The sequence below is a fragment of the Xanthomonas sp. WHRI 1810A genome (genome assembly GCF_040202885.1).
Classification (GTDB): Bacteria; Pseudomonadota; Gammaproteobacteria; order Pseudomonadales; family Pseudomonadaceae; genus Aquipseudomonas.
Genome location: NZ_JBEGED010000003.1, coordinates 300,240 through 323,546, shown reverse-complemented (window position 1 = coordinate 323,546; position 23,307 = coordinate 300,240). Strand labels below are relative to the sequence as shown.

Here is a 23,307-nt window from a genome sequence, read left to right as displayed (position 1 = left end):
ATGACCTCCCGATTGATTCTAGGTTGTAACCCATACAGATGGCGCAAAAATACACCATTCAATGTCAACTGTGGGTGTTCTGTATGGAAATAATATCTTTTCTTTGAATCTGTATTGGGTTGGCGGCGGCGCTCATCATGAAGCCACACAAACGCATGATGAGGACAGGCAAATGAACGGGTTGAGTGATGTGCGGTTAGCGCTTTACAGCCAGGAATTGGTGGACGGGCAGGCTCGCTCGGTAAAAGTGAGCTACCCGGACAACCTCGGCCGCTGGAGTCTGTTCCAGCATCGGCGAGCAACACGTCGGGCGTTGCTGAACCTGAACGCTGATCAGCTGAAAGACATCGGGCTGACGGCTGAAGTGGCGCGGGAAGAAGGGATGAAGCCGTTTTGGAGGGAATAAACGTTGTAGGAGCGCGCTTGCCCGCGATTGCGGTGTATCAGGCAATGCAATCGTCACCGGGATATCGCATCGCGGGCAAGCGCGCTCCTACAGTGGTTTGGTGTCAACGCAACTCCTTCAACCGATGCCACAACATCCCCAACGCCAACAGCGGCGAGCGCAAATGCTTGCCGCCGGGGAAGGTCATGTGCGGGACTCTATTGAACAGCTCAAAGCCACCGCTGTGCTGACCGCTGATGGCCTCGGCCAGTAATTTCCCCGCCAGGTGCGTGGCATTAAGTCCGTGGCCTGCGTACGCCTGGGCATAGAAAACGTTGGGATGCGTCTTTAATCGCCCGATCTGCGGCAGGCGGTTGGCGCCGATACCGATCATGCCGCCCCATTGGTAGTCGATCTTCACACCGGCCAGTTGCGGGAAAACCTTGAGCATCTTCGGCGTCATGTAGCCGGCGATGTCTTGCGGATCGCGGCCGGAATAATGGCACGCGCCGCCGAACAGCAGCCGCCGATCAGCCGACAGCCTGAAGTAATCCACGGCCACTTGCTGGTCACACACCGCCGTATTGCGCGGCAACAGCTGATGCGCCTGTTCTTCGCTCAAGGGCTCGGTGGCGATGATGTAACTGCCCGCAGGCAATACTTTCGAGCTGAGCAGCGGGTCGAGGTCGTTGAGGTACGCATTGCAGCCCAGCACCAGTGTGTTCGCACGTACTGTGCCGTTCGCGGTATGCACGGTCACTCGCGCGCCATATTCGATGCGGGTCGCCGGTGAGTGCTCGAACAGCTGTACGCCCAGGGATTTCGCCACGGCCGCTTCGCCCAGGGCCAGGTTGAGCGGGTGCAGGTGCCCGGAGCCCATGTCGATCATGCCGCCGACATACTGGTCCGAGCCAATGACGCTGGGCATTTCGTCCTTGCTCAGCATCTGCAGCGAGTGGCTGTAACCCAGGCTGCGCAACTCTTCGGCATCTTCGGCGAAACCGGCCAGTTCCCGTGGTTTGTTCGCCAGATCGCAATAGCCCCAGGTCAGGTCGCAATCGATGGCATAGCGGGCGACGCGCTGGCGAACGATGTCCACCGCTTCGAGCCCCATGAGCTTGAGCTGGCGAACGCCTTCATCGCCGATGACGTCCTTGAATCGCTCGACATGATGGCCGACGCCACGGATCAACTGCCCGCCGTTACGGCCGCTGGCACCCCAGCCAATCTTCCTGGCCTCCAGCAACACAACGCTCAAACCGCGCTCGGCCAGTTCGATTGCCGTGTTCAGCCCTGAAAATCCGCCGCCCACCACGCAGACATCCACCGTCACATCACCCGCCAACGCGGGGTGGTCGGGCTGCGGGTGGCTGCTGGCGGCGTAGTAGGAAGCGGCGTGCTGATCGATAGGGCGCTGAACGCGGGCGTTCATGTGGTTTATCCCGGGACTGTGTTTAAAAAATTTTACGGAGGGTAGCCGCGTGTCAGGCGACGGGCAAGCTGCGACACCGGGCGGGTGTCGCATCGCGTCCAGATGAGGGAAACTCTCGCCATCTTCTTTCGGTAATGACGCCATGAGCTGCAACAGCCAGAAAATCCGCGACCTGCGCCGACAGATTCCCTCCTTCGCGTGCGTGCCCGGCTGTCATGATTGCTGCGGCCCCGTGACGACTTCATCCGAAGAAATGGCCCGCTTGCCACGCAAGACCGCCGCCGAACAAGAGGCCGCCATGGACGAGCTCAACTGCGTGCATCTGGGGCCCAACGGCTGCACGGTGTATGAGGAGCGGCCGCTGATCTGTCGTCTGTTCGGCACCACCAGGACACTGCCATGCCCCAATGGCCGCCGGCCTGAGGAGCTGATTCACCCTCGGGTGGAAGCGCAGGTCCACGAGTACATCGCGACGACCCGGCAGGTGTTGGTTTAACGGGGCAAACCTCTGCGGCTTCACTCCGGAATCGGCAAGCTCAAGCTCTCTTTCACCTCTTCCATCACGATGTAGCTCTTGGACTCCCGCACATGGGGCAGTTTGAGCAGGATGTCCCCCAGCAGTTTCCGGTAAGACGCCATCTCGGAAATCCGCGCCTTGACCAGATAATCGAAATCGCCGGACACCAGGTGACACTCCAGCACGTGGGGCAGTTTGAGCACCGCTCGGCGGAATTCCTCGAAAGTGTCCCCCGATTTGTAATCCAGACTGATCTCCACGAACACCAGCAGGCTAGCCTTGAGGCTCTGCGGATTAAGGCGGGCGTTATAACCCATGATGATGCCTTCGCGCTCCAGCCTGCGGACGCGTTCCGTGCACGGCGTGGTGGACAAACCCACGCGCTCGCCGAGCTCCGTAAAGGAGATTCTGCCGTCGCTCTGGAGGATGCGCAGGATGTTGCGATCGATCTTGTCCAGCTCGCGCTTGGACTGATGCTGTGTACGCATAAAAAAGCCCCTCTGCGAAAGACGTCGTTGTCGGGAATTAAAGCCGAATATAGGCACTTATATAGTGAAAAGCACTGCCGTTAGCTTTTTATACTGCCCACATCCTTGCTTGAAACTCTCAAACGTCAGCGGATATCCGCGATGAGGTGATCTACATGCGCGTTCTGGTCCTTGGAAGTGGCGTGATCGGTACGACCAGTGCTTATTACCTGGCACGTGAAGGCTTTGAAGTGACGGTCATTGATCGTCAGCCAGCCGCTGCGATGGAAACCAGTTTCGCCAATGCAGGCCAGGTATCGCCGGGCTATGCATCACCATGGGCCGCACCGGGTGTGCCGCTCAAAGCCATCAAATGGCTGCTTCAGCGCCATGCGCCGCTGGCGATCAAGGCCACGGCCGACATCGACCAATACCTGTGGATGGCGCAAATGCTGCGCAACTGCACGGCCAATCGCTATGCCGTCAACAAAGAACGCATGGTGCGCCTGTCTGAATACAGCCGCGACTGCCTCGACGAGTTGCGTGCCGAGACCGGGATTGCCTACGAAGGCCGTTGCCTGGGGACCACGCAGCTGTTCCGCACGCAGGCACAACTCGACAACGCCGCCAAAGACATCGCCGTGCTGGAACAAGCCGGCGTGCCGTATGAGCTGCTCGACCGCGACGGCATCGCCCGTGTCGAACCGGCACTGGGCAGTGTCAGCAATATCCTCGCCGGCGCCCTGCGTCTGCCCAACGACCAGACCGGCGACTGTCAGCTGTTTACCACGCGGCTGGCGGAAATGGCGGTTGGCCTGGGGGTCGAATTCCGCTTCGGGCAATCCATCGAATCCATCGACTTTGCCGGCGACCGCATCAATGGCGTGTGGGTCAACGGCAAACTCGAAACGGCTGACCGCTACGTGCTGGCGCTGGGCAGCTACTCACCGCAATTGCTCAAGCCGCTGGGCATCAAGGCGCCGGTGTACCCGCTCAAGGGTTATTCACTGACGGTGCCGATCACTGACCCGGCCATGGCACCGGCTTCGACCATTCTCGACGAAACCTACAAAGTGGCGATCACCCGTTTCGACAACCGTATTCGGGTGGGCGGAATGGCCGAGATCGCAGGCTTTGATCTCTCGCTTAACCCACGCCGCCGCGAAACGCTGGAGATGATCGTCAACGACCTTTATCCTCGGGGCGGCGACCTGGCCCAGGCCAGTTTCTGGGCCGGGCTGCGTCCGACCACGCCGGACGGCACGCCGATCGTCGGTGCAACGCCTTATCGCAACCTGTTTCTCAATACCGGCCACGGTACGCTTGGATGGACCATGGCCTGCGGTTCCGGACGCTTGCTGGCCGATCTGATCGCCCGCAAAAAGCCTCAGATCAGCGCCGCCGGCCTCGATATTTCTCGTTATGGCAGCACCAAGGAGATCGCAAAAAATGTCAATCCAGCGCCAGCTCACCAATGAACGACTCAGCCAGATCGTCGCGCACAACGGCACCGTTTACCTTGCTGGCCAAGTGGCTGACAACCTGGCGGCGGACATCGAGCAGCAGACCCGCGAGACCCTGAACAATATCGAGCGTCTGCTGGACCTGGCGGGCACCGACAAGAGCCGCATTCTGTCGGTGACCATCTACCTGAAAGACATCGACGCCCACTTCGCCGGCATGAACAACGTGTGGGACAAGTGGCTGCCAAGAGGCCTCGCCCCGGCCCGCGCCACGGTGGAGTCCAAGCTGTGCGAGCCGGAGATTCTGGTTGAAATGACGGTTGTGGCGGCGATGCCGTAAGCCACATATACCCTGTAGGAGCGCGCTTGCCCGCGATGGCGGTGGGTCAGCCACACTGCCGTCGACTGCCATGGCGCCATCGCGGGCAAGCGCGCTCCTACAGCTCTAATGCCCTTTGCCTAGAAGCCCACCATGCGTCCAGCCCGCGCTTTAATCGATCTCCAGGCCTTGCGCCACAACTACCAACTGGCCCGATCCACCACCGGCGCCAAGGCCCTTGCGGTGATCAAGGCCGACGCGTATGGCCACGGAGCCGTGCGCGTAGCACAGGCGCTGGAGGCCGAGGCGGATGGTTTCGCGGTGGCCTGCATCGAAGAGGCGCTGGAATTGCGTCAGGCCGGAATCACCGCGCCGATCCTGCTGCTGGAAGGCTTTTTCGAGGCTGACGAGCTGGCGCTGATTGTCGAACACGACTTTTGGTGCGTCGTGCACGCGTTGTGGCAACTGGAGGCTATCGAACGCACCAGCGTCGGCAAGCCGCTGAATGTGTGGCTCAAGCTGGATTCCGGCATGCACCGCGTCGGCCTGCATCCCGACGACTATCAAGCGGCCTATCAGCGGCTGATGGCCAGCGGCAAAGTGGCTAAGATCGTGCTGATGAGCCACTTCGCTCGCGCCGATGAACTGAACAGCAGCCGCTGTGATGAGCAAGTCGCGATTTTCCAAGCCGCGCGTCAGGGCCTGAACGCCGAGGTCAGCCTGCGCAACTCGCCGGCCACCATGGCCTGGCCGAACATCCCCAGCGATTGGGTCCGTCCGGGGATCATGATGTACGGCTCAACCCCGTTCGATCAGCCGCAGGCCGTTGCCGACCGCTTGCAACCGGTGATGACCCTGGAGTCGAAAGTCATCTCTGTGCGCGAGCTGCCCGCGGGCGAGCCGGTGGGTTACGGCGGCACATTCGTGAGCGACCGAACCATGCGCATTGGCGTCGTGGCCTTGGGGTATGCCGACGGCTACCCGCGCCAGGCGCCGACCGGCACGCCGGTCATGATCGATGGCCAGCGCAGTCAACTGCTGGGGCGCGTGTCCATGGACATGCTCTGCGTCGACCTGTCCGGGCTGCCGCAGGCCGGGCTCGGCAGCCGTGTCGAGCTGTGGGGCAAAAACGTGCTGGCCAGTGACGTCGCCGCCAGCGCCGGGATGATCCCTTATCAGATCTTCTGCAACCTGCGTCGCGTGCCCCGGCTCTATTCAGAGGCCTGACGGTCACGCCGACGCAGTCCTTTCCTGTCCGTGAGCGGCCGTTTCTGGCCGCCAGTCCCCTCGCTGATCAGCTGCCCGGCGCAAGTGTTGTAAATACTGAACGCTGTTGCCATCATGGCGGCCACTGCCACTTGCCCCCATTTGATCATCAGGAGGACTGCCGCATTGGACGTCGGTGAACGACTGCAATCCATTCGCAAACTCAAAGGTCTGTCCCAGCGTGAACTCGCCAAGCGAGCGGGCGTGACCAACAGCACGATTTCGATGATCGAAAAAAACAGCGTCAGCCCCTCGATCAGCTCGCTCCGAAAAGTGCTCGGCGGCATACCGATGTCCATGGTGGAGTTCTTTTCCGAAGAGCTTGCGCCGGAAAACCCCGCCCAAGTGGTTTACAAGGCCAGCGAGCTGATCGATATCTCGGACGGCGCGGTGACCATGAAGCTCGTCGGCAAATCCCACCCCAGCCGCGCCATTGCATTCTTGACCGAGGTCTACCCGCCTGGCGCCGACACCGGCGTTGAGATGCTCGTCCACGAAGGCGAGGAGACCGGGATTCTGGTGGAAGGCCGCCTGGAGCTGGTCATCGGTCTCGATACCTATGTGCTCGAGGCTGGCGACAGCTACTATTTTGAAAGCACTCGGCCGCATCGCTTCCGTAATCCGTTCGATGCCCCGGCGCGGCTCATCAGCGCAGCAACGCCCGCCAATTTTTGAGCGCCTGCGTATACCGTGCCCGCGGGGTGATATAGCCACCATGAGGGTGAGAGCGTGAACCATACCAATAAGATTTTGGCGGTAGCCGGATTCCTGGCGTTATGGGTGTTGGCTGCCCAGGCCGCGACCAACGATGACATCGCCAAACGACTCGAGCCGGTCGGGCAAGTCTGCATTCAGGGCAAGGCGTGTCCGGGCATGGAAGTCACCGCATCGGCCGGTGGCGGGGCGGCCAAGACCCCTGATGACATCATTGCCAAGCACTGCAACGCCTGCCACGGTGCCGGTCTGCTGGGCGCGCCCAAGATCGGAGACACCGCCGCCTGGAAAGACCGCGCCGATCACCAGGGCGGCCTGGACGGCATCCTCGCCAAAGCCATCACCGGCATCAATGCCATGCCGCCCAAAGGCACGTGTGTCGATTGCTCGGATGAAGACCTCAAAGGCGCCATCAAGAAAATGTCGGGGCTGTGACCGCCGTTATGTCGATCTCCAGAACTGCGTCGTTGTGGCTGCTGGCCTTGCTGCTGGTCGCATTCGACGCAGACGCCACCATGCGCTGCGGGACTTCGCTGATCAGCAATGGTGATTCGGCGCAGACCGTTCTCGAAAAATGCGGCGCCCCCGACACGCAAACCAGCGAAGGCCCCGCGCGGCTAGCCAATGGCGTGCCCTATCGCAACGCCGCCAAAATCAGTCATTGGGTGTACGGGCCACGTGGCGGCGCCTACCAACATCTGCGATTCATCGACGATAAGCTCGTCTCCATCGAAACGAGGAGAAACTGAGCGGGTCCAACCCCCATTCAATAACAAATCAGGAGAGGCCCGGATGCCGCATTCCTGCTCGCTTGAGCAAGCTGTCGATCACGTGCTGGCGTCGCTGCCAAATCACATTCGCATGGGCATGCCACTGGGATTGGGCAAACCCAATCGCTTCGCCAACGCGCTGTACGCCCGGCTCAAAACCCTGCCCGACCGCCAGCTGACGATCTACACCGCCTTGTGTCTCGGGCGTCCTGCCCCCGGCGACGGCTTGCAGGGCCGGTTTCTCGAGCCGTTTCTGGAGCGGGTGTTCGGCGATTACCCGGAGCTGGATTTCCTCACCGACCTGCGCGCTGACACGCTCGCGTCCAACGTTCACGTCGAGCAGTTCTTCATGCAGCCGGGCAGCTTGCTCAACAGCGAATCGGCCCAGCAAAGCTACGTCAGCAGCAACTACAGCCATGCGGCGCGAGACATCAATGCCAATGGCGTGAACCTCATCGCGCAACTGGTGGCGCGCGACCCGCAGCGACCTGATTTCTTAAGCCTGAGCTGCAACCCCGATGTCACGCTGGACCTGCTGCCCATGGTCGAAAAGCGCCGTGCGGCGGGGGAAACCATCCTGACCCTGGCGCATGTCCACACGGATCTGCCGTACATGCCGGGCGATGCCGAGGTCAGCGTTGATACCTTCGACCTGCTGATCGACGTCGATGAGCGCAGCACGCTGTTTTCCACGCCCAACATGCCGGTCGGTTTCCAGGATCATTTTATCGGCCTGTACGCCAGCACGCTGGTGCGCGATGGCGGCACGTTGCAGATCGGCATCGGTTCGATGGGCGATGCGCTGACGGCGGCACTGCTGGCGCGCCAGGCGGACAATGAAAGCTACAGGGCCTGCCTGTCGCAACTGGACGGCATCTCGACCTGGAAGCCGTTGATCGAGCGAGAAGGCGGAGTGATGCCGTTCGCCACCGGGCTGTACGGCTGCAGCGAGATGTTCGTCAACGGCCTGTTGGTGTTGCTGGATGCGGGCATTATCCGGCGCAAGGTTTACCCGACCGTCGAACAGCAGCAACAAGCCAACGACGGCGTACTCGACGAATCGGCGCAGTCGGACGGCGTGCTGGTGCACGGCGGTTTCTTCGTCGGGCCGCGCAGTTTCTATGAGCGTCTTCGGGAGTTGCCCGCCGATCAGCTGGCGCAGGTCGGCATGACCGCCATCAGCTACATCAACGAGCTGTACGGTGATGAACAGCTCAAGCGCCTGCAGCGGCGCGATGCGCGGTTCATCAACAGCGCGTTCACCGTCACGCTCCTGGGGGCGGCGGTGTCCGATCAACTGGCGGACGGGCGTGTGGTCAGCGGCGTCGGCGGACAGTACAACTTTGTCGCTCAGGCCCATGCTTTGGAGGGGGCCCGCTCACTCCTGATCCTGCGCAGCTGGCGTGAGTCGGGCGGGGACGTGACTTCCAATATCGTCTGGGACTATGCGCACACCACAATCCCGCGGCACCTGCGGGACATCGTCATCACCGAGTACGGCATCGCCGATCTGCGCGGCAAGACCGATGCAGCGGTGATCGAAGCGCTGCTGAACATCAGCGATTCACGTTTCCAGCCCGGTTTGATCGATCAGGCACAGAAAGCGGGCAAGCTGCCCAAGGGCTTCCGCCTCGATCCGCTGTTCACGCAAAACACCCCTGAACGCCTGCTGGCGATTCGCGAGCAGTACTTGCCGTTGTTCACCGAATACCCGCTGGGCAGCGATTTCACTGCCGAGGAGCGCGATTTGCTGCGGGCGCTGAACTGGCTCAAGGACAAATTCAAGCTACGGGACATCATCGACCTGGGCAAAGCCACGCTTGACGCTCCGGAACCTGCGGCATTCCCCGAGCATCTGGCGCGCATGGGACTGGATCAGCCGCAAGGATTGCGGGAAGAACTGTATCAGCGGCTGTTGCTGGCGGGGTTACGAGCAACGGCCAGCTAAACCTGTTGGAGCGAGGCTTGCCCGCGAAGCTGTGATTGGCGTGTGTCACGCAGCTCGCATACTCAGCTTCGCGGGCAAGCCTCGCTCCAACAGTGTATTCAGGCGAGTGCTTTATAGGCCAGCAACCCCGCCGCAACAAACCCGGCCACCGCAAACAGCTGCTGCAACCTCGGGCCTGCGACGAATCGTGCGGCTTGTAATCCCGCGATCAACCCCGCCACCGCGCCCGCCGCAAACGGCATGGCCACCGCCCAATGCAGGGTGCCGCTCACGGCCGCTGTCGCAACGCTGCCGGTGGAGACCAACGCAATGACGGCCAGTGACGTGGCGACAATGCTTTTCATGTCCAGGTCGGTGTAGCGGGTCAGCGCGGGGATGATGACGAACCCGCCGCCCACGCCCAGCAAGCCGGACAACAGCCCGGCCACCATGCCGGTGATCGCCAGGGATCGGGCGCAGGGCAGGGTCCAGCGCAGGCGGCCCACTCGCGGGTTCAGCACGCACGGCAAAAATGCCATGCGCGGGGCCGGTTGCCCGTGCTGCAAGTGGTGAGCGGCCTTGCGGTAAACGCGTGCGCAGGCATAGACCAGCACCAGTGCGAAGCCTAACGAGAGCGGGCGGTTGGGCAACTGATGGGCCAGCCAAACCCCCAAAGGGGCCATGATGATGCCGATAACCGCAATGAACCCGGCCGCGCGGTAGCGAACGATGCCCTGGCGCAACCCGAGGAGTGCACCGATCCACGCGGCCAGCCCCACCGCCAGCAATCCGACCGGGGCGGCTTCAACCATCGACAGCCCCAGCCCGAACACCAGCAACGGTACGGCGAGAATCCCGCCGCCTGCGCCGGTCAGCGCGAGAATCGCGCCGACAATCGTGCCCAGCGCTGCGCCCAGCAGATCGTGCTCACTCAAGAGCGGGGCGGCTTACAAGGCATTGATCGGGATTTTCAGGTAGCGCACGCCGTTGTCTTCGGGTTCCGGCAAATGCCCGCCGCGCATGTTGATCTGCACCGATGGCAGGATCAGCAGGGGCATGCCCAGCGTGGCGTCGCGTTGCTCACGCATCTCGACGAACGCGTCTTCGTCGATCCCCTCATGAACGTGGATGTTGCCAGCGCGCTGCTCGGCCACCGTGGTCATGTACATCAACTCGCGGCCATTGGGCAGGTAGTCGTGGCACATGAACAGACGCGTCTGGGGCGGCAGGCTGAGGATCTTGCCAATGGAGCGATACAGCGTACGTGCGCTGGCGCCCGGAAAGTCGCAGCGCGCCGTGCCGTAATCGGGCATGAACAAGGTGTCGCCGACGAACGCGATCGTCTCGCCGCCGGCTTCAATCAGGTACGTCATGCAGGCCGGGGTGTGCCCAGGGGTGTGCATGGCGCGGGCGTGCAGCGAGCCGATCTGGAAATGCGCGTCGTCTTCGAGCAATTGATCGAACTGGCTGCCGTCACGGGCGAAGTCGCCCTGGGCGTTGAACAGCGTGCCGAAGACTTTCTGCACGCGGGTGATCTGATTGCCGATGGCCACCGTGCCGCCCAGCTTCTCTTTCAGGTAGGCCGCAGCGGAAACGTGGTCGGCGTGAACGTGGGTTTCCAGGATCCATTCCACTGAAACGCCCAGCTCATGCACCTTGGCGATCAGTCGGTCCGCCGACGTGGTGCTGGTGTGGCCGGACTTGGGGTCGTAATCGAGCACGCTGTCGATCAGCGCGGCTTTGAGGGTGGAGCGGTCGATGACCAGATAGCTGATGGTCGATGTCTGCTCGTCGAAAAATGCGTCGACGCTCAAGGTTTCGCCAATGATCATTGCTGCTCTCCGAAAGTGTTTGTTTGCCGCCGCCAGACGAAGCGCCTGGATGTAGGAGCGCGCTTGCCCGCGAAAACGATTTTCCAGCTGGCAGACATGCATCGAATGTTACGCCGTCTTCGCGGGCAAGCGCGCTCCTACAGGGGTGCAGAGCTGTCACTCGACGAACGTGACGACGCCCTCCTTCAATGACTTCACCCGCGCCAGCGATTCAACCCGATAACCCTGGGCATCCAGTTCGGCGCGCCCGCCTTGAAAGGATTTCTCGATGACAATCCCCAGCCCTGCCACCGTCGCACCGGCTTGTTTGATGATGGAAATCAGCGCTTGCGAGGCCTTACCGTTGGCCAGGAAGTCATCGATGATCAGCACGTGATCGCTGCTACTCAGGTGACGAGGCGAAATCGCGACCGTGCTCTCCACCTGCTTTGTGAACGAGTACACCGTCGCGGATAGCAGGTTTTCGGTCAACGTCAGCGACTGATGCTTGCGCGCGAAGATCACCGGCACGCCGAGCCTGAGGCCGGTCATCACCGCCGGCGCGATGCCTGACGCTTCGATGGTGACGATCTTGGTCACGCCTGAGTCTGCGAACAGCGCAGCGAATTCGTCGCCGATCTGCTGCATCAGTACCGGGTCGATCTGGTGGTTGAGAAACGCATCCACCTTCAGGACCTGATCAGACAGGACGATGCCCTCTTCGCGTATTTTCTTGTGCAGTGCTTCCACGGTGTGGCCTCAGGCGCGCAAGTGCGCAGTAAGGATTATCTTTTGAGCATGGCGCGGATATCCGCCAATGCCGTATTGCCGCGAACGGCTTTCACTTCTGTCGGTGTGTCGTCATTGCCTTCCCAGGCCAGATCGTCCGGGGGCAGTTCATCGAGAAAACGGCTGGGCGAGCAATCGATGATCTCGCCGTATTGCTTGCGCTTGGCGGCGAAGGTGAAGGCCAGCGTCTGGCGGGCGCGGGTGATGCCCACATACGCCAGGCGGCGCTCTTCTTCGATGGTATCGGCCTCGATGCTGGAGCGGTGCGGCAGGATTTCTTCTTCCATGCCCATGATGAACACGTAAGGAAACTCAAGCCCTTTGGACGCGTGCAACGTCATCATCTGCACGCCTTCGGCGCCGTCTTCCTCTTCCTGCTGGCGCTCGAGCATGTCCCGAAGGACCAGCTTGCCGATGGCCTCTTCGATGGTCATGCCACCTTCTTCGTCTTTCTCCAGCGTGTTTTTCAGCGCTTCGATCAAGAACCACACGTTGCCCATGCGGTAATCGGCAGCCTTTTCGCTGGAGCTGTTCTGGCGCAGCCAGTTCTCGTAATCGATGTCCATGACCATGCTGCGCAGGGCGGCAATCGGGTCGTTCTGCGCGCACTGCTGGCGCACGCCGTCCATCCAGTGCTTGAAGCGCTTCAAGCGGTCGGTGAATCGACCGTCCAGGTGCTCGCCCAAGCCGATTTCATCGGTGGCGGCGTACATCGAGACCTTGCGTTCGGTGGCGTAGTTGCCGAGTTTTTCCAGGGTGGTCGAGCCGATTTCCCGGCGCGGCACGTTGATCACGCGCAAGAAGGCGTTGTCGTCCGCCGGGTTCACCAGCAGGCGGAAGTACGCCATCAGGTCTTTGACTTCCTGACGCCCGAAGAAGCTGTTGCCGCCCGACAGGCGATACGGAATCTGGTGGTGTTGCAGCTTCAGCTCGATCAGCTTGGCTTGGTAGTTCCCGCGATACAGAATCGCGAAATCGCTGTAGGGGCGGTCGGTGCGCAGGTGCAGGCTGAGGATTTCGACCGCGACGCGCTCGGCTTCGGCGTCTTCGTTGCGGCAACGGATCACGCGGATTTCATCGCCGTGGCCCATCTCGCTCCACAGCTGTTTTTCGAACGCGTGGGGATTGTTGGAAATCAGCACGTTGGCGCAACGCAGAATACGGCTCGTGGAGCGGTAGTTCTGCTCCAGCATCACCACCTTGAGCGACGGGTAATCGTCCTTGAGCAGCATCAGGTTTTCGGGGCGGGCGCCGCGCCAGGCGTAGATCGACTGATCGTCGTCACCGACCACGGTGAACTGGCAGCGGGTGCCGATCAGCAGCTTCACCATTAAATACTGGCTGGCGTTGGTGTCCTGGTATTCGTCCACCAGCAGGTAGCGGACTTTGTTCTGCCACTTTTCCAGGATGTCCGGATTGTCTTCGAACAGCTTGACGGGCAGCAGGATCAGGTCGTCGAAGTCCACTGCGTTGTACGCCTTGAGCGTGCGCTGATAGTGGGTGTAGACGATGGCGGCGGTTTGTTCCTTGGGGTTGCGCGCGTTGGCCAGCGCTTCGGGCGGCAGGATCAGGTCGTTTTTCCACGAGCCGATCATGTTCTTGATCTCGTCGACGCCGTCGTCGCCCGAGTATTCCTTCTGCATGATGTCGGTCATCAGGGCTTTGACGTCTGTTTCGTCGAAGATCGAAAACCCTGGCTTGTAGCCGAGCCGCACGTGTTCCTTGCGGATGATGTTCAGGCCCAGATTGTGGAACGTGGACACTGTCAAGCCACGGCCTTCACCGCCCTTGAGCAACGTGCCGACGCGCTCTTTCATCTCCCGGGCGGCTTTGTTGGTGAAGGTCATGGCGACGATGTATTGCGCGCGAATGCCGCAGTTCTGCACCAGATGGGCGATCTTGCGCGTGATCACGCTGGTCTTGCCGGAACCCGCACCGGCGAGCACCAAAAGAGGGCCGCCGACGTAGTTCACGGCTTCTTGTTGCCGGGGATTGAGTCGGGACATGACGAAGGGGGAGTCGCTTGCGAAATGGGCGGGCATTTTAACAGGCTCGACGGTTTGTGCAGCGACCGTCTGACATGTGATGCAGCACGCTATCTATATTTCGCCGTTTTGTTACATTTGCGCATCACTCGGTGATATTCCGCGTCTGACGGTGCTTGTTTTGAGGGCCGCCAACGTCCTTTGTCTGTGTGGGGAGCTAGCTTGTCTACGCCCGTCGAACCCTTGCGTTTGCTGCTTCTGGCCGAAACGCCGGAATGGTCAGCGTTGTTACGCGAGTGCCTGGCTCCGTTGGGAGACGCCACTGTTCTGGTCTGCGTGCTGGATTGGGAATCTGTCGGCGACCCACTGGACATCCCGCACAACACCATCGTGCTCGCCACCCCGGCGCGGCAACCCCCTGCGGCCCGGTGCAAATTCCCGGTCGTGCTGTTACTCGACATTGAGCCGGACACAGAGCCTGCGGACGTCGCCGACTATCTGGTGCGTGACACCCTCGATACATCCGGCATGCGCCGTTGCCTGCGTCACGTGCGCGAACGTGGCTTGCTGGAAAACACTCTTCAGCGGCTGGCCGAACAGGATCCATTGACCGGCATTGCCAATCGCCAGGGGTTTCAAACCCTGCTTGCCGCGCGGCTCGCCGAGTTCGACGGGCGCGGTTTGGCGCTGGGACACCTTGATCTGGATAACTTTCGTCGCGCCAACGATGCCTTGGGTCATCAAGCGGGTGACCGCCTGATCCTGCAGGTGGTGGCGCGGATGAAGGGTCAATTGGAAGCCGGCGATCAGCTGGCGCGTCTGGGCAGCGACGAGTTTGCCCTGCTCATCGACACTCGCCGCGCGCCCAATCGCGCCGAATGGATGGCCGAGCGCATTACCGAGGCGTTGTCCGAACCCTATTGGGTCGATGGCGAGAGCCTGCTGATCGGGTGCAGCCTGGGGATCGCCCATGCCCGCGCGCAGAACGGCGCCGATCCGCTGATGTGGCATGCCCACATCGCCATGCAGCAGGCCAAGGGTACGCAGGGCTGCACCTTTCACGTCTTCAATGAGCGCATCAATCGCAACGCGCGCAGCCTGGCGGACCTCGAAAGCGAGCTGCGCCGGGCCCTGCGCCGTGATGAGCTGGAGCTGCACTACCAGCCGCGACTGTGCCTGAACAGCGGCAAGATTCTTGGCCTTGAAGCGCTCGTGCGCTGGCGTCATGCCGAGCGTGGCCTGCTGCCGCCCAGCGAGTTCGTGCCGCTGGCTGAGCAGAGTGGCCTGATCGTGCCATTGGGTTATTGGGTGATCTCCCGCGCCCTGCGGGACATGCAGACCTTGCGCGAGCAGGGCATCCCGCCGCTGCACATGGCGATCAACCTGTCGTTCCGGCAGTTTCAGGACAATCAGTTACTGGCCACGCTCAGCCGTTTGATCGCCGATCGTGGCATTGATGCGCAATGGCTGGAGTTCGAACTGACGGAAACCGCCGTCATGCGCCGCAGTGATCTGGTCAAGCAGACCATGGATGCGCTGGGCCGCCTGGGCGTGCGGTTCTCGCTGGATGACTTCGGTACCGGGTTTTCTTCTTTCGTGCACCTCAACAGCCTGCCGATCACCTTGCTCAAGATCGATAAAAGCTTTGTTGGCGAGATGGAGCAGCGCGAAGAGAACCGCAAGCTGGTGCACGCCATGATCAACCTGGCGCACAACCTCAACCTTGAGGTGGTGGCCGAAGGCGTTGAAACCGAAGAGCAACTGGCGTTACTGCGCAGCTTCAAGTGCGATCAGGTGCAGGGCTACCTGATCAGCCATCCCCTGCCGCTGCCGGAATTGATGGGCTATTTGATGTTCGGGCAGGGCAAGGCGAACGGGACGCAGGCCCTGTAGGCGCAAATGTGTTCGTGCAGGCTGCCGATTCTGGGCGAAGGCCGTAGGAGCGAACTTGTTCGCGAAAGCGTTCACCGCTCACACTCTGCATCAGCCGCTTCGCCAACAAGTTGGCTCCTACAGAAGATTCCCAAGCAGTCCTGCGTCCTATCCCATCACCGCCACGCCCGATGCTTCCTTGCGCAGCAACTGCCCGGCCTTGCGCTCGAAGGCGTAGGTCAGCGCAATGGCCGAGCACAGCAGCCCCAGCGCCAGCCCCCACCAGACTCCGACGGCGCCCTGGTTGGCGAGAAATCCGAAACTCCACGCGGCGGGCGCGCCAACGACCCAATAGCTTGCAAAGCCGATCAGGAACGTGGTCTTGGCGTCCTTGAAGCCACGGATCGCGCCCATGGCGATGGTTTGCGTGCCATCGAGCAGTTCAAACCAGGCCGCGATGGCCAACAGCTTGACCGCCAGTTCCACCGTTTCCTGGTATTGCGGGTTGTTGATATCCAGAAACAGGCTGATGACGGCGTGGGGCGCCAGCCAGAACAGAAACGCGAACGCCAGCATCACCAGCCCGCCGAAAGCGATGCCCATGCGCCCGGCGGTGCGCGCCAGCAGCAGGTTGCCAGCGCCGTAGTGCAGACCGATGCGCATGGTGACGGCATAGGAAATCCCCACCGGGATCATGAACGCCATCGACACCGACTGCAGCGAGATCTGGTGCGCGGCCATCTGGGCGCTGCCCATCGCCCCCATGCAGAACGCCGCGAAGGTGAACAAGCCCACTTCCACCGCGTACGTCCCGCCAATGGGCAAGCCCAGGCGCCACAGCTCTTTCAGGCAACTGCGCGACAGGTTCATCAGCCCCACATGGAGCGGGTAGGCGGCGTACGCCCGGTGATAGCGAATGTGCAGCGCCAGAATGATCGCCATGGCATTGGTGACAATCGCGGTCACCAGGCCAATCCCCATCAGCCCCCAATGGGGCAGACCGAACAGGCCGTGAATGAACGCGTAGTTGAGTGCGAAGTTGGCGGCGGCGCCGCCGAGGCTGATTGCCATGACCGGGCCGGCCCGGCCTAGCGCACTGGTGAAGCCGCGCAGCGCCATGAAGCTCAGCAGGCCGGGGAGGGCGAGGGGGAGGGTGATCAGGAACTGGCTGGCCATGTGCACGTTGGCTTCGTCCTGACCCAGTTTCAGCAGAATCGGCTCGAGGTTCCAGAGGATCAGCGCTGCGATCAGCGCCATGCCCCACGCCAGCCAGAAGCCGGCTTGAGCCAGGGTGGTCACGCCCTTCACATCGTTGGCGCCGTGACGAATCGCCACCAGTGTGCCGACCGCTGCCATGACGCCGACGCAGAAAAAAGAAATGAAGTTGTAGCTGGCTGCCCCCAGGCCACCGCCGGCCAGGGCTTCCGGGCCCAGCTGACCCATCATCACCGTGTCGGTGAAGACCATGAGCATGTGCGCCATCTGGGATGTAATCAGCGGCCCGGCCAGACGCAGGATGATCCAGAGTTCTTTAAAGGCGTGTGCGTGCATGGTCGTGGCGCTCGGGGGCAGGTGTCGATAAGCCGGTCATTCTGGTGGGTAAGGTGTTTGCGCACAAAGGGATAAATCCGATCCATAGCATGATTAATACTCATGCTGAGTTTGAGCTACAGTGACGTCCAGCCCCGCCGCAATGCAAAGAGGAAGCCCCGAATGTCTCGAAGTCTTGCGCCGTTGTATGCGTTACGTGCATTTGAAGCGGCAGCACGTCACGCCTCGTTCACCCGTGCTGCCGAGGAGCTTTCGATTACGCAAAGCGCCGTGAGCCGGCATATCCGTACCCTGGAAGATTACTTTGCCTGCCGGCTGTTTCAGCGCAACGGTCGCAACCTGCAACTGACGGAAGCGGCGCGCACGCTGCTGCCGGGCATCCGCGAGGGGTTTTCCGCGCTGGAGCGGGCATGCAGCACGCTGCTGGCCGAAGAGGGGATCTTGCGCATGAAGGCGCCTTCCACCCTGACCATGCGCTGGCTGTTGGCGCGGCTGAGCCGCTTTCGTCATCTGCAGGTGGGCAACGAAGTCCAGCTGACCAGCGCCTGGATGGACATCGATAATGTGGATTTCACTCAGGAGCCGTTCGACTGTGCGGTGTTGCTCAGTCGAGGGCATTTTCCGCCGGACTGGGAAGCGACATGCCTGTTTCCCGAGCTGCTGATTCCGGTGGGCGCGCCGACATTGCTGGAAGACAAACCGTGGGATGTCCAGCGGCTGGCCAGCGCCGAACTGCTCCACCCAACCCCGGACCGGCGCGATTGGCGCTTCTGGCTGGAGCGTATGGGCCTGTCTGATCAGGTTTCGCTCAAGGGCGGCCAGGTGTTCGACACCCTTGAGCTGGGCATGATTGCGGCAGCGCGAGGGTATGGCGTGTCCATGGGCGACTTGCTGATGGTGGCCGAGGACGTTGCACAAGGGCGCTTGAGTTTGCCGTGGCGCACGGCGGTGGTCAGTGGTGAAAACTACTATCTGGTCTGGCCGAGGACGCGTCCTGGCGGAGAGCGCCTGCGCCGGCTGAGCGACTTCTTACTGAACGAGGTGCACGCCATGTCGCTGCCGGATGTGACGATCCTGAAATAGCCTGTAACCGCTGATCGGCCGTAGTGTCCCTGTGTAGGACTCAAGTATTTCCGACGTCGGCCGAATCCGTCTTATCAGAGTCATGCGTCAGCAACGGCTCACCAAGCTTGTTCATTTGAAAGTCCGAACATGCGCTGGGGGTCGATTGACTCCAGTGTTTCGGTCAGGGAGTCGTCATGTCTAAACCTCGCGCCCGTATCGCAACCCAACTAGGTGTCGCGCTGGCTGTCATCCTTGCCGTCGTGATCAGCGGCAGTACGCTGTTCGCCTTGCGCTCACTGGATAACGCGAACCTGGCGATCCGGGAAGAACACATGGGCAGCGAGGCAAGACTGCTGGCCGATCAGCTCAATACCTTCCACAGCACCTTGCGCGACAGTACCCAGCGCCTGAGCGGCTTGTTCGAGAAGCGCTTTACCAACGGCCTGACCTTGCAGGCAGACCAGTCGATCACGGTCGGGTCCTTGCAGACACCTGCTTTGCTGCTCAACGGTAACCCGCTGAACAACGACTTCGCCGAGGTCGACGACTTCCGCAGCATAACGGCGGGCGTGGCGACTGTATTCGTGCGCAGTGGCGACGATTTCGTACGCATCAGCACCTCCCTGACCAAGCAGGACGGTTCCCGCGCGATGGGTACGGTTCTGGACCACAAGCATCCTGCTTATGAGCGCCTGCTGGCGGGTCAGGGCTACGTCGGCCGCGCGCTGCTTTTCGATCGCTCGTACATGACCCAATACTCCCCGGTGCGGGATGCTGCGGGCAAAGTCATCGCCGTGCTGTTCGTAGGGTTCGATTACACCGACGCCCAGAAAGCGCAGTTCGATAACCTCAAAAGCTTCCGCATTGGCGCGACCGGCTCGCTGGCGCTGCTCGATGAACAAAATCAGTGGCTGGTGCCGCCGGCGGGCGTGAAGGATCTGGATCAGGCGAGCAAAACCCTGGCCGGCTTCATCAAACATCCAGGCAAAGGCCGCTACTGGCAGGATGCAGGCAGTGATTTCTACACCGTGGTCCAGCCGTTTCCGGGTGGACCCTGGTCGGTGATGGCGACCATGCCGAAAGCGGAAATCAGTGCAGTGACCTGGAGTGTTGGCACCCAGTTGGCCATTGGCAGCCTGTTGTCGATGCTGATCGCGGTCGGTGCGGCGATCTGGTTGCTGCGCAGCAAGCTCAAGCCGTTGTCCGATCTGGTCAATCAGGCCCAGGCGTTGGGTGGGGGCGATCTGAGCGTGCGTTCGACGGTGACCAGCCACGATGAAATCGGACAATTGGCCGGCAGCTTCAACAAGATGGGCGAAGCGCTGTCGACCATGGTGTCGCATATCCGTATCGCCGCGCAGGAAGTCAGCGGGCGGGCGCAGGCATTGTCCGGTTTGTCCGGTGGTGCCTACGAAGGCATGGAGCAACAGTCCGGCGAGATCTCCAGCATGGCCGGGGCCGTCGAGGAGTTCAGCGCCACGGCGTTGAACATTGCCGACAACATGGGCCACACCGAGCGATTGGCACAGGGCAACGCTCAGCAAACCCGAATCGGTCGCGCTTCGATGCAGGAAGCGTCAGCCTCGCTGGAGCAGATCGCCGGCTCGCTGAGCAGTACCGCGACCGTGATCGACACCTTGGGTCAGCGCTCGCAGGAAATTGGCGGCATCGTTAGCGTCATCACTTCGATCGCCGAGCAAACCAACCTGCTGGCGCTCAACGCCGCCATCGAAGCGGCGCGTGCCGGTGAGCAAGGCCGCGGATTTGCCGTGGTCGCTGACGAAGTGCGTAACCTGGCCTCGCGTACCCGTCAGGCCACCGACGAGATCTCTGGCATGATCGCCAGCATCCAGCAGGAAACCGGCAACGCCATCAGCACCATGGAGCAGGGCAAGGCGCTGATGCAGGAAGGCTTGTCCCGCAACGCCAAGGTCGCCGCCGCACTGGCCCAGATCGACGAACAGAGTCGCTCCGCCGGTGACCAGTTCGCCGCCATCACCACCGCCACGCAAGAGCAAAGCGACACCGCGACCCTGCTCAGCAGCAACCTGCAGAGCATTGCTCTGGCCAACAGCGAGCAGCGTGAAGTGGTCTCCAACCTGGCCATCACCGCCCAGGAGCTGAACGCGCTGGCGACGGATCTGCGCACGGAAGTTGATCGGTTTCGTTGATTAAGCCTGGTTGCCCGGCGGCCATTGCCGGGCGGCATGCAAAATCCGCAGAATGGATATCACTTTTGTGTTTTCGCGGTAGATAACCAGATAGTTGGGCAACACGACCAGTTCGCGGGTGCCCCTTACTCGTCCCGTTCTATACAGCTGTGGGTGGTCAGAAAGACGAGCGATTTTCTGTTGAATCTCGTCTTTCAACCTTTGCGCCGCTTCCGGATTCTCATTTCCCACATGTTCGAGAATCGCCAACAGGTCCGCGCTGGCGGCCTTTTTTCCATTCAACTTTCGCCATGGCGTTTCCTGTCAATCAAGGCTTGTGCTTGCGCCATTACCTGCTCGTGGGGAATGGACGGCTCGGGGTCTTCCATGGCCTCACGTACCTTGGCGCGAAACCATGCGTCGTAGGCTTGAGTGTCGCTGGTAAAGCCGGCCGGCAGTGCGCCTTCCTTTGCCACGCGCGTGAGTAAAATCCGCACAGCGTCGGACACTGTCAGCCCAAACTTGGCAAGGTTTTCCGCAGCTTGAGCTTTGAGTTCGTCATCGATTCGAACATGGAGCATCGAGGTGTGAGTTGCCATTTCATTTCTCCCGAAAATGAACACTATGTATCTCATTAGAGATACGGGCAACGATGTTCATCAATTTGTCGTCGGCCGGTACTGCAACGCTTCGGCGATGTGGCAGCGGGCGATGGCATCGGCGCGTTCCAGGTCGGCCAGCGTGCGTGCGACTTTCAGCAGTCGATGCGCGGCGCGTAAGGACAGCGTCAACCGTTCGCAGGCCTTTTCGAGCCAGGCTTCGTCTTCGGCGCTGAGTGCGCAGTGTTGGCGCAGGGCGGGCAGGTCGAGGAACGCGTTGGCGCACCCCTGGCGTTTTTGCTGACGCTCGCGGGCTTCGGCGACGAGGATCGATGCGCTGGCGCTGTCGTCCCCCTTTTGGGGCGTCGGGGTCAGTGAAGTGGTTTCCCGGGCGACGGTCAGGTGCAGGTCGATGCGGTCCAGCAGCGGCCCGGACAGTTTGTTTCGGTAGCGTTGAATCTGATCCGTCGAGCAGCGGCAGCGCCCTGTGGGTTCGCCCGAATAGCCGCAGGGGCACGGGTTCATGGCCGCCACCAATTGAAAGCGCGCCGGGAACCGCACCCTGTCCCGGGCCCTGGAAATCACGATATGCCCGGACTCCAGTGGCTCACGTAGCACCTCCAGCACCCGCCGATCAAATTCCGGCAGCTCATCCAGAAACAGAACCCCGTGATGGGCCAGGGTGATTTCCCCCGGTTGAGGCCGACTGCCGCCGCCCACCAGTGCCGGTCCCGATGCCGAGTGATGGGGCTGGCGAAACGGGCGCTGTGGCCAGCTGGTCAGCGGCGTATGGCTGGCGACCGATTGAATGGCGGCGACTTCCAGCGCCTCGTACTCGTCCAGCGGCGGCAGCAGGCCGGGCAAGCGACTGGCCAGAAGCGTCTTGCCGGTGCCGGGCGGACCGCTGAATAACAGATTGTGCGCACCCGCCGCAGCAACCAGCAGCGCACGCTTGGCGGCGGTCTGGCCTTGCACTTCGCTCAAATCCGGATACGGTCGGGTTTGCAGGATGAGTCCTTTGGACTGATAAGGCGCAATCGGGGTGCGCCCGTTCAGATGCGCCACCAGTTCCAGCAGGTTGTTGACGGCGATGACACGCAGGCCCGAGGCCAGACACGCTTCTTCGGCGTTCACCGCCGGGACGATCAGCGTATGTCCCGCTTCCCGCGCGGCCAATGCGGCGGGCAACACACCTTGAACGGGCCGAATCGCGCCCGACAGCGCCAGTTCGCCCAGGCACTCTACGGCCTGAAGAGCGAGGGTCGGCACCTGCGCGCTGGCGGCCAGCAGTCCCAGGGCAATGGCCAGATCGAAACGCTCGTATACAGATTAGTAAAGACGTATGGACATACCCCTGGAGACCAAATGTTTAAGGCGGTTGCGGGGTCTCCATCGATGTCCATAGGCGTCCGTGAAAAAGTCGCGGGGAATTTGGAAATATGTCCATAGGGGGAGGGTTGCACCTCGTTAAGGAGCTCCAAACGGTCACGCTGAAGAAACACGTACCGAACCCCCTGAAAACACGACGCGAAGCTGAGCACTGCTATGTCAAACCGCTCAGTGTTTGCTCAGATTCTAAAAAAACAATGCGGGCGCTTTGAGTGAGCTTTTTGAAGCCCCTGGAATTAATGACTGAATAGGTCACATGCTTAGAAAGCGTTTGTTCATGGAGTACGCAAAGCCAGATCAGGCTTGGAGGTCGAGTACTTTGAAAAAAATTTCACAGTGAGAACGGCGAGGGGCTGTGTTTAATAGCTCATTGGTTTAGCCAATAACGGTCGACGGTGGCGCGACTGACGCCTAGTTTACGAACCACCTCCATCTTCGCGAACCCTGCGACCTGAAGCGCTTGAATTGCCGAACGATTATCGTCCGCCCTTTTTCCGCGTACCCCGCGAATCGCCCGATGATTGGGCACATTGCTAAGCAGCCCAGCTTCAACCAATCGGGTTAAATCACTTTCTTGCTGGTGCCGATATGCTTTCAAGTCGATGCCCAGCAGCCGTGCCTCCACAGCCATAAGCAGCAAGCTTTGAGAGACACCGAGGCACTCGCATAAACAATTGAACCTGAGAACAGAAATGGCCTGGCGCCCTTGCTCGACCTTGGCAAGATGATCTCGATTAAGGACATGGGCACAGCCCTCTCGACTGAGCCCGGCCGCAACTCGGACCTCCCTTATCACCTGCCCTAAAGCCTCCAGATAACCCATCTCTCTTCCGTGT

Annotated in this window: 23 protein-coding genes; 12 read left to right on the top strand and 11 right to left on the bottom strand. The window is 61.2% G+C overall.

The genetic code is table 11. The features are described 5' to 3' along the window. Positions 1-172: 172 nt before the first annotated feature. Entirely contained in the window at positions 173-406 is a 234-nt protein-coding gene (locus tag ABQX22_RS07555) for a DUF1127 domain-containing protein (protein ID WP_349798061.1), read from the top strand. A 103-nt stretch (positions 407-509) separates the two neighbouring features. Here ABQX22_RS07555 and ABQX22_RS07550 read toward each other — a convergent pair whose 3' ends face one another. Continuing rightward, positions 510-1,817, bottom strand: a complete 1,308-nt coding sequence (locus ABQX22_RS07550) for an NAD(P)/FAD-dependent oxidoreductase (protein ID WP_349798059.1) — start codon at positions 1,815-1,817, stop codon at positions 510-512. 142 nt (positions 1,818-1,959) lie between these two features. Between ABQX22_RS07550 and ABQX22_RS07545 the strand changes: the two genes are divergently transcribed. Then, a complete protein-coding gene (locus tag ABQX22_RS07545) occupies positions 1,960-2,313 on the top strand; it encodes a YkgJ family cysteine cluster protein (RefSeq protein WP_349798057.1) in 354 nt (117 codons plus the stop codon). Positions 2,314-2,333: 20 nt separating this feature from the next. On the opposite strand, the gene dadR is transcribed toward ABQX22_RS07545, so the two are convergent. Further along, positions 2,334-2,822 carry a transcriptional regulator DadR gene (gene dadR, locus ABQX22_RS07540; RefSeq protein ID WP_349798055.1) on the bottom strand — a complete coding sequence of 163 codons (489 nt, stop codon included), beginning with the start codon at positions 2,820-2,822 and terminating at the stop codon, positions 2,334-2,336. A gap of 155 nt (positions 2,823-2,977) precedes the next feature. Here dadR and dadA point away from each other — a divergent pair, with 155 nt between their 5' ends. The 7 genes from dadA (at position 2,978) to ABQX22_RS07505 (ending at position 9,281) form a co-directional block, all read left to right on the top strand. Next, entirely contained in the window at positions 2,978-4,279 is a 1,302-nt protein-coding gene (dadA, locus tag ABQX22_RS07535; RefSeq protein ID WP_349798053.1) for a D-amino acid dehydrogenase, read from the top strand. Then, complete coding sequence (locus ABQX22_RS07530; RefSeq protein WP_349798051.1) at positions 4,251-4,604, top strand: RidA family protein; 354 nt, start codon at positions 4,251-4,253, stop codon at positions 4,602-4,604. Before dadA ends, ABQX22_RS07530 begins: the two co-directional genes overlap by 29 nt. Before the next feature lie 132 nt (positions 4,605-4,736). Then, complete coding sequence (gene alr / locus ABQX22_RS07525; protein ID WP_349798049.1) at positions 4,737-5,810, top strand: alanine racemase; 1,074 nt, start codon at positions 4,737-4,739, stop codon at positions 5,808-5,810. Positions 5,811-5,924: 114 nt separating this feature from the next. Continuing rightward, positions 5,925-6,524 (top strand): cupin domain-containing protein, encoded by a 600-nt coding sequence (locus ABQX22_RS07520; RefSeq protein WP_441005251.1) that lies wholly within the window; start codon positions 5,925-5,927, stop codon positions 6,522-6,524. Between the two features lie 54 nt (positions 6,525-6,578). Further along, positions 6,579-6,998: a c-type cytochrome gene (locus ABQX22_RS07515; protein ID WP_349798047.1), complete on the top strand. Its 420-nt coding sequence runs from the start codon at positions 6,579-6,581 to the stop codon at positions 6,996-6,998. Then, complete coding sequence (locus ABQX22_RS07510; protein ID WP_349798045.1) at positions 6,995-7,312, top strand: DUF2845 domain-containing protein; 318 nt, start codon at positions 6,995-6,997, stop codon at positions 7,310-7,312. Before ABQX22_RS07515 ends, ABQX22_RS07510 begins: the two co-directional genes overlap by 4 nt. Before the next feature lie 43 nt (positions 7,313-7,355). Further along, on the top strand, positions 7,356-9,281 hold the full coding sequence (locus tag ABQX22_RS07505) for an acetyl-CoA hydrolase/transferase C-terminal domain-containing protein (protein ID WP_349798043.1): 1,926 nt from the start codon (positions 7,356-7,358) through the stop codon (positions 9,279-9,281). 98 nt (positions 9,282-9,379) lie between these two features. Here ABQX22_RS07505 and ABQX22_RS07500 read toward each other — a convergent pair whose 3' ends face one another. The 4 genes from ABQX22_RS07500 to rep all read right to left on the bottom strand — a co-directional run bounded on the left by ABQX22_RS07500 (position 9,380) and on the right by rep (position 13,902). Then, positions 9,380-10,195: a sulfite exporter TauE/SafE family protein gene (locus ABQX22_RS07500; protein ID WP_349798041.1), complete on the bottom strand. Its 816-nt coding sequence runs from the start codon at positions 10,193-10,195 to the stop codon at positions 9,380-9,382. A 12-nt stretch (positions 10,196-10,207) separates the two neighbouring features. After that, positions 10,208-11,092 (bottom strand): MBL fold metallo-hydrolase, encoded by an 885-nt coding sequence (locus tag ABQX22_RS07495; RefSeq protein ID WP_349798039.1) that lies wholly within the window; start codon positions 11,090-11,092, stop codon positions 10,208-10,210. 156 nt (positions 11,093-11,248) lie between these two features. Then, positions 11,249-11,821: a xanthine phosphoribosyltransferase gene (locus tag ABQX22_RS07490; protein ID WP_349798037.1), complete on the bottom strand. Its 573-nt coding sequence runs from the start codon at positions 11,819-11,821 to the stop codon at positions 11,249-11,251. Positions 11,822-11,856: 35 nt separating this feature from the next. After that, on the bottom strand, positions 11,857-13,902 hold the full coding sequence (gene rep / locus ABQX22_RS07485) for a DNA helicase Rep (RefSeq protein ID WP_441005250.1): 2,046 nt from the start codon (positions 13,900-13,902) through the stop codon (positions 11,857-11,859). A 165-nt stretch (positions 13,903-14,067) separates the two neighbouring features. Between rep and ABQX22_RS07480 the strand changes: the two genes are divergently transcribed. Further along, on the top strand, positions 14,068-15,738 hold the full coding sequence (locus ABQX22_RS07480; protein ID WP_349798035.1) for a putative bifunctional diguanylate cyclase/phosphodiesterase: 1,671 nt from the start codon (positions 14,068-14,070) through the stop codon (positions 15,736-15,738). Positions 15,739-15,885: 147 nt separating this feature from the next. On the opposite strand, the gene ABQX22_RS07475 is transcribed toward ABQX22_RS07480, so the two are convergent. Continuing rightward, positions 15,886-17,268, bottom strand: coding sequence for a NorM family multidrug efflux MATE transporter (locus ABQX22_RS07475; RefSeq protein WP_349798033.1), 1,383 nt, complete (start codon positions 17,266-17,268; stop codon positions 15,886-15,888). Positions 17,269-17,430: 162 nt separating this feature from the next. Between ABQX22_RS07475 and ABQX22_RS07470 the strand changes: the two genes are divergently transcribed. After that, on the top strand, positions 17,431-18,351 hold the full coding sequence (locus ABQX22_RS07470) for a LysR substrate-binding domain-containing protein (RefSeq protein WP_349798031.1): 921 nt from the start codon (positions 17,431-17,433) through the stop codon (positions 18,349-18,351). A 176-nt stretch (positions 18,352-18,527) separates the two neighbouring features. After that, entirely contained in the window at positions 18,528-20,504 is a 1,977-nt protein-coding gene (locus tag ABQX22_RS07465) for a methyl-accepting chemotaxis protein (RefSeq protein WP_349798029.1), read from the top strand. On the opposite strand, the gene ABQX22_RS07460 is transcribed toward ABQX22_RS07465, so the two are convergent. The 4 genes from ABQX22_RS07460 to ABQX22_RS07445 all read right to left on the bottom strand — a co-directional run bounded on the left by ABQX22_RS07460 (position 20,505) and on the right by ABQX22_RS07445 (position 23,294). Next, entirely contained in the window at positions 20,505-20,786 is a 282-nt protein-coding gene (locus ABQX22_RS07460) for a type II toxin-antitoxin system RelE/ParE family toxin (RefSeq protein ID WP_349798027.1), read from the bottom strand. After that, complete coding sequence (gene relB / locus ABQX22_RS07455) at positions 20,783-21,082, bottom strand: type II toxin-antitoxin system RelB family antitoxin (protein ID WP_349798025.1); 300 nt, start codon at positions 21,080-21,082, stop codon at positions 20,783-20,785. The genes ABQX22_RS07460 and relB overlap by 4 nt, the downstream gene beginning before the upstream one ends. 60 nt (positions 21,083-21,142) lie before the next feature. Then, entirely contained in the window at positions 21,143-22,390 is a 1,248-nt protein-coding gene (locus ABQX22_RS07450; RefSeq protein ID WP_349798150.1) for a YifB family Mg chelatase-like AAA ATPase, read from the bottom strand. 448 nt (positions 22,391-22,838) lie between these two features. Beyond that, positions 22,839-23,294: a helix-turn-helix domain-containing protein gene (locus tag ABQX22_RS07445; RefSeq protein WP_065988261.1), complete on the bottom strand. Its 456-nt coding sequence runs from the start codon at positions 23,292-23,294 to the stop codon at positions 22,839-22,841. Positions 23,295-23,307 lie beyond the last annotated feature (13 nt).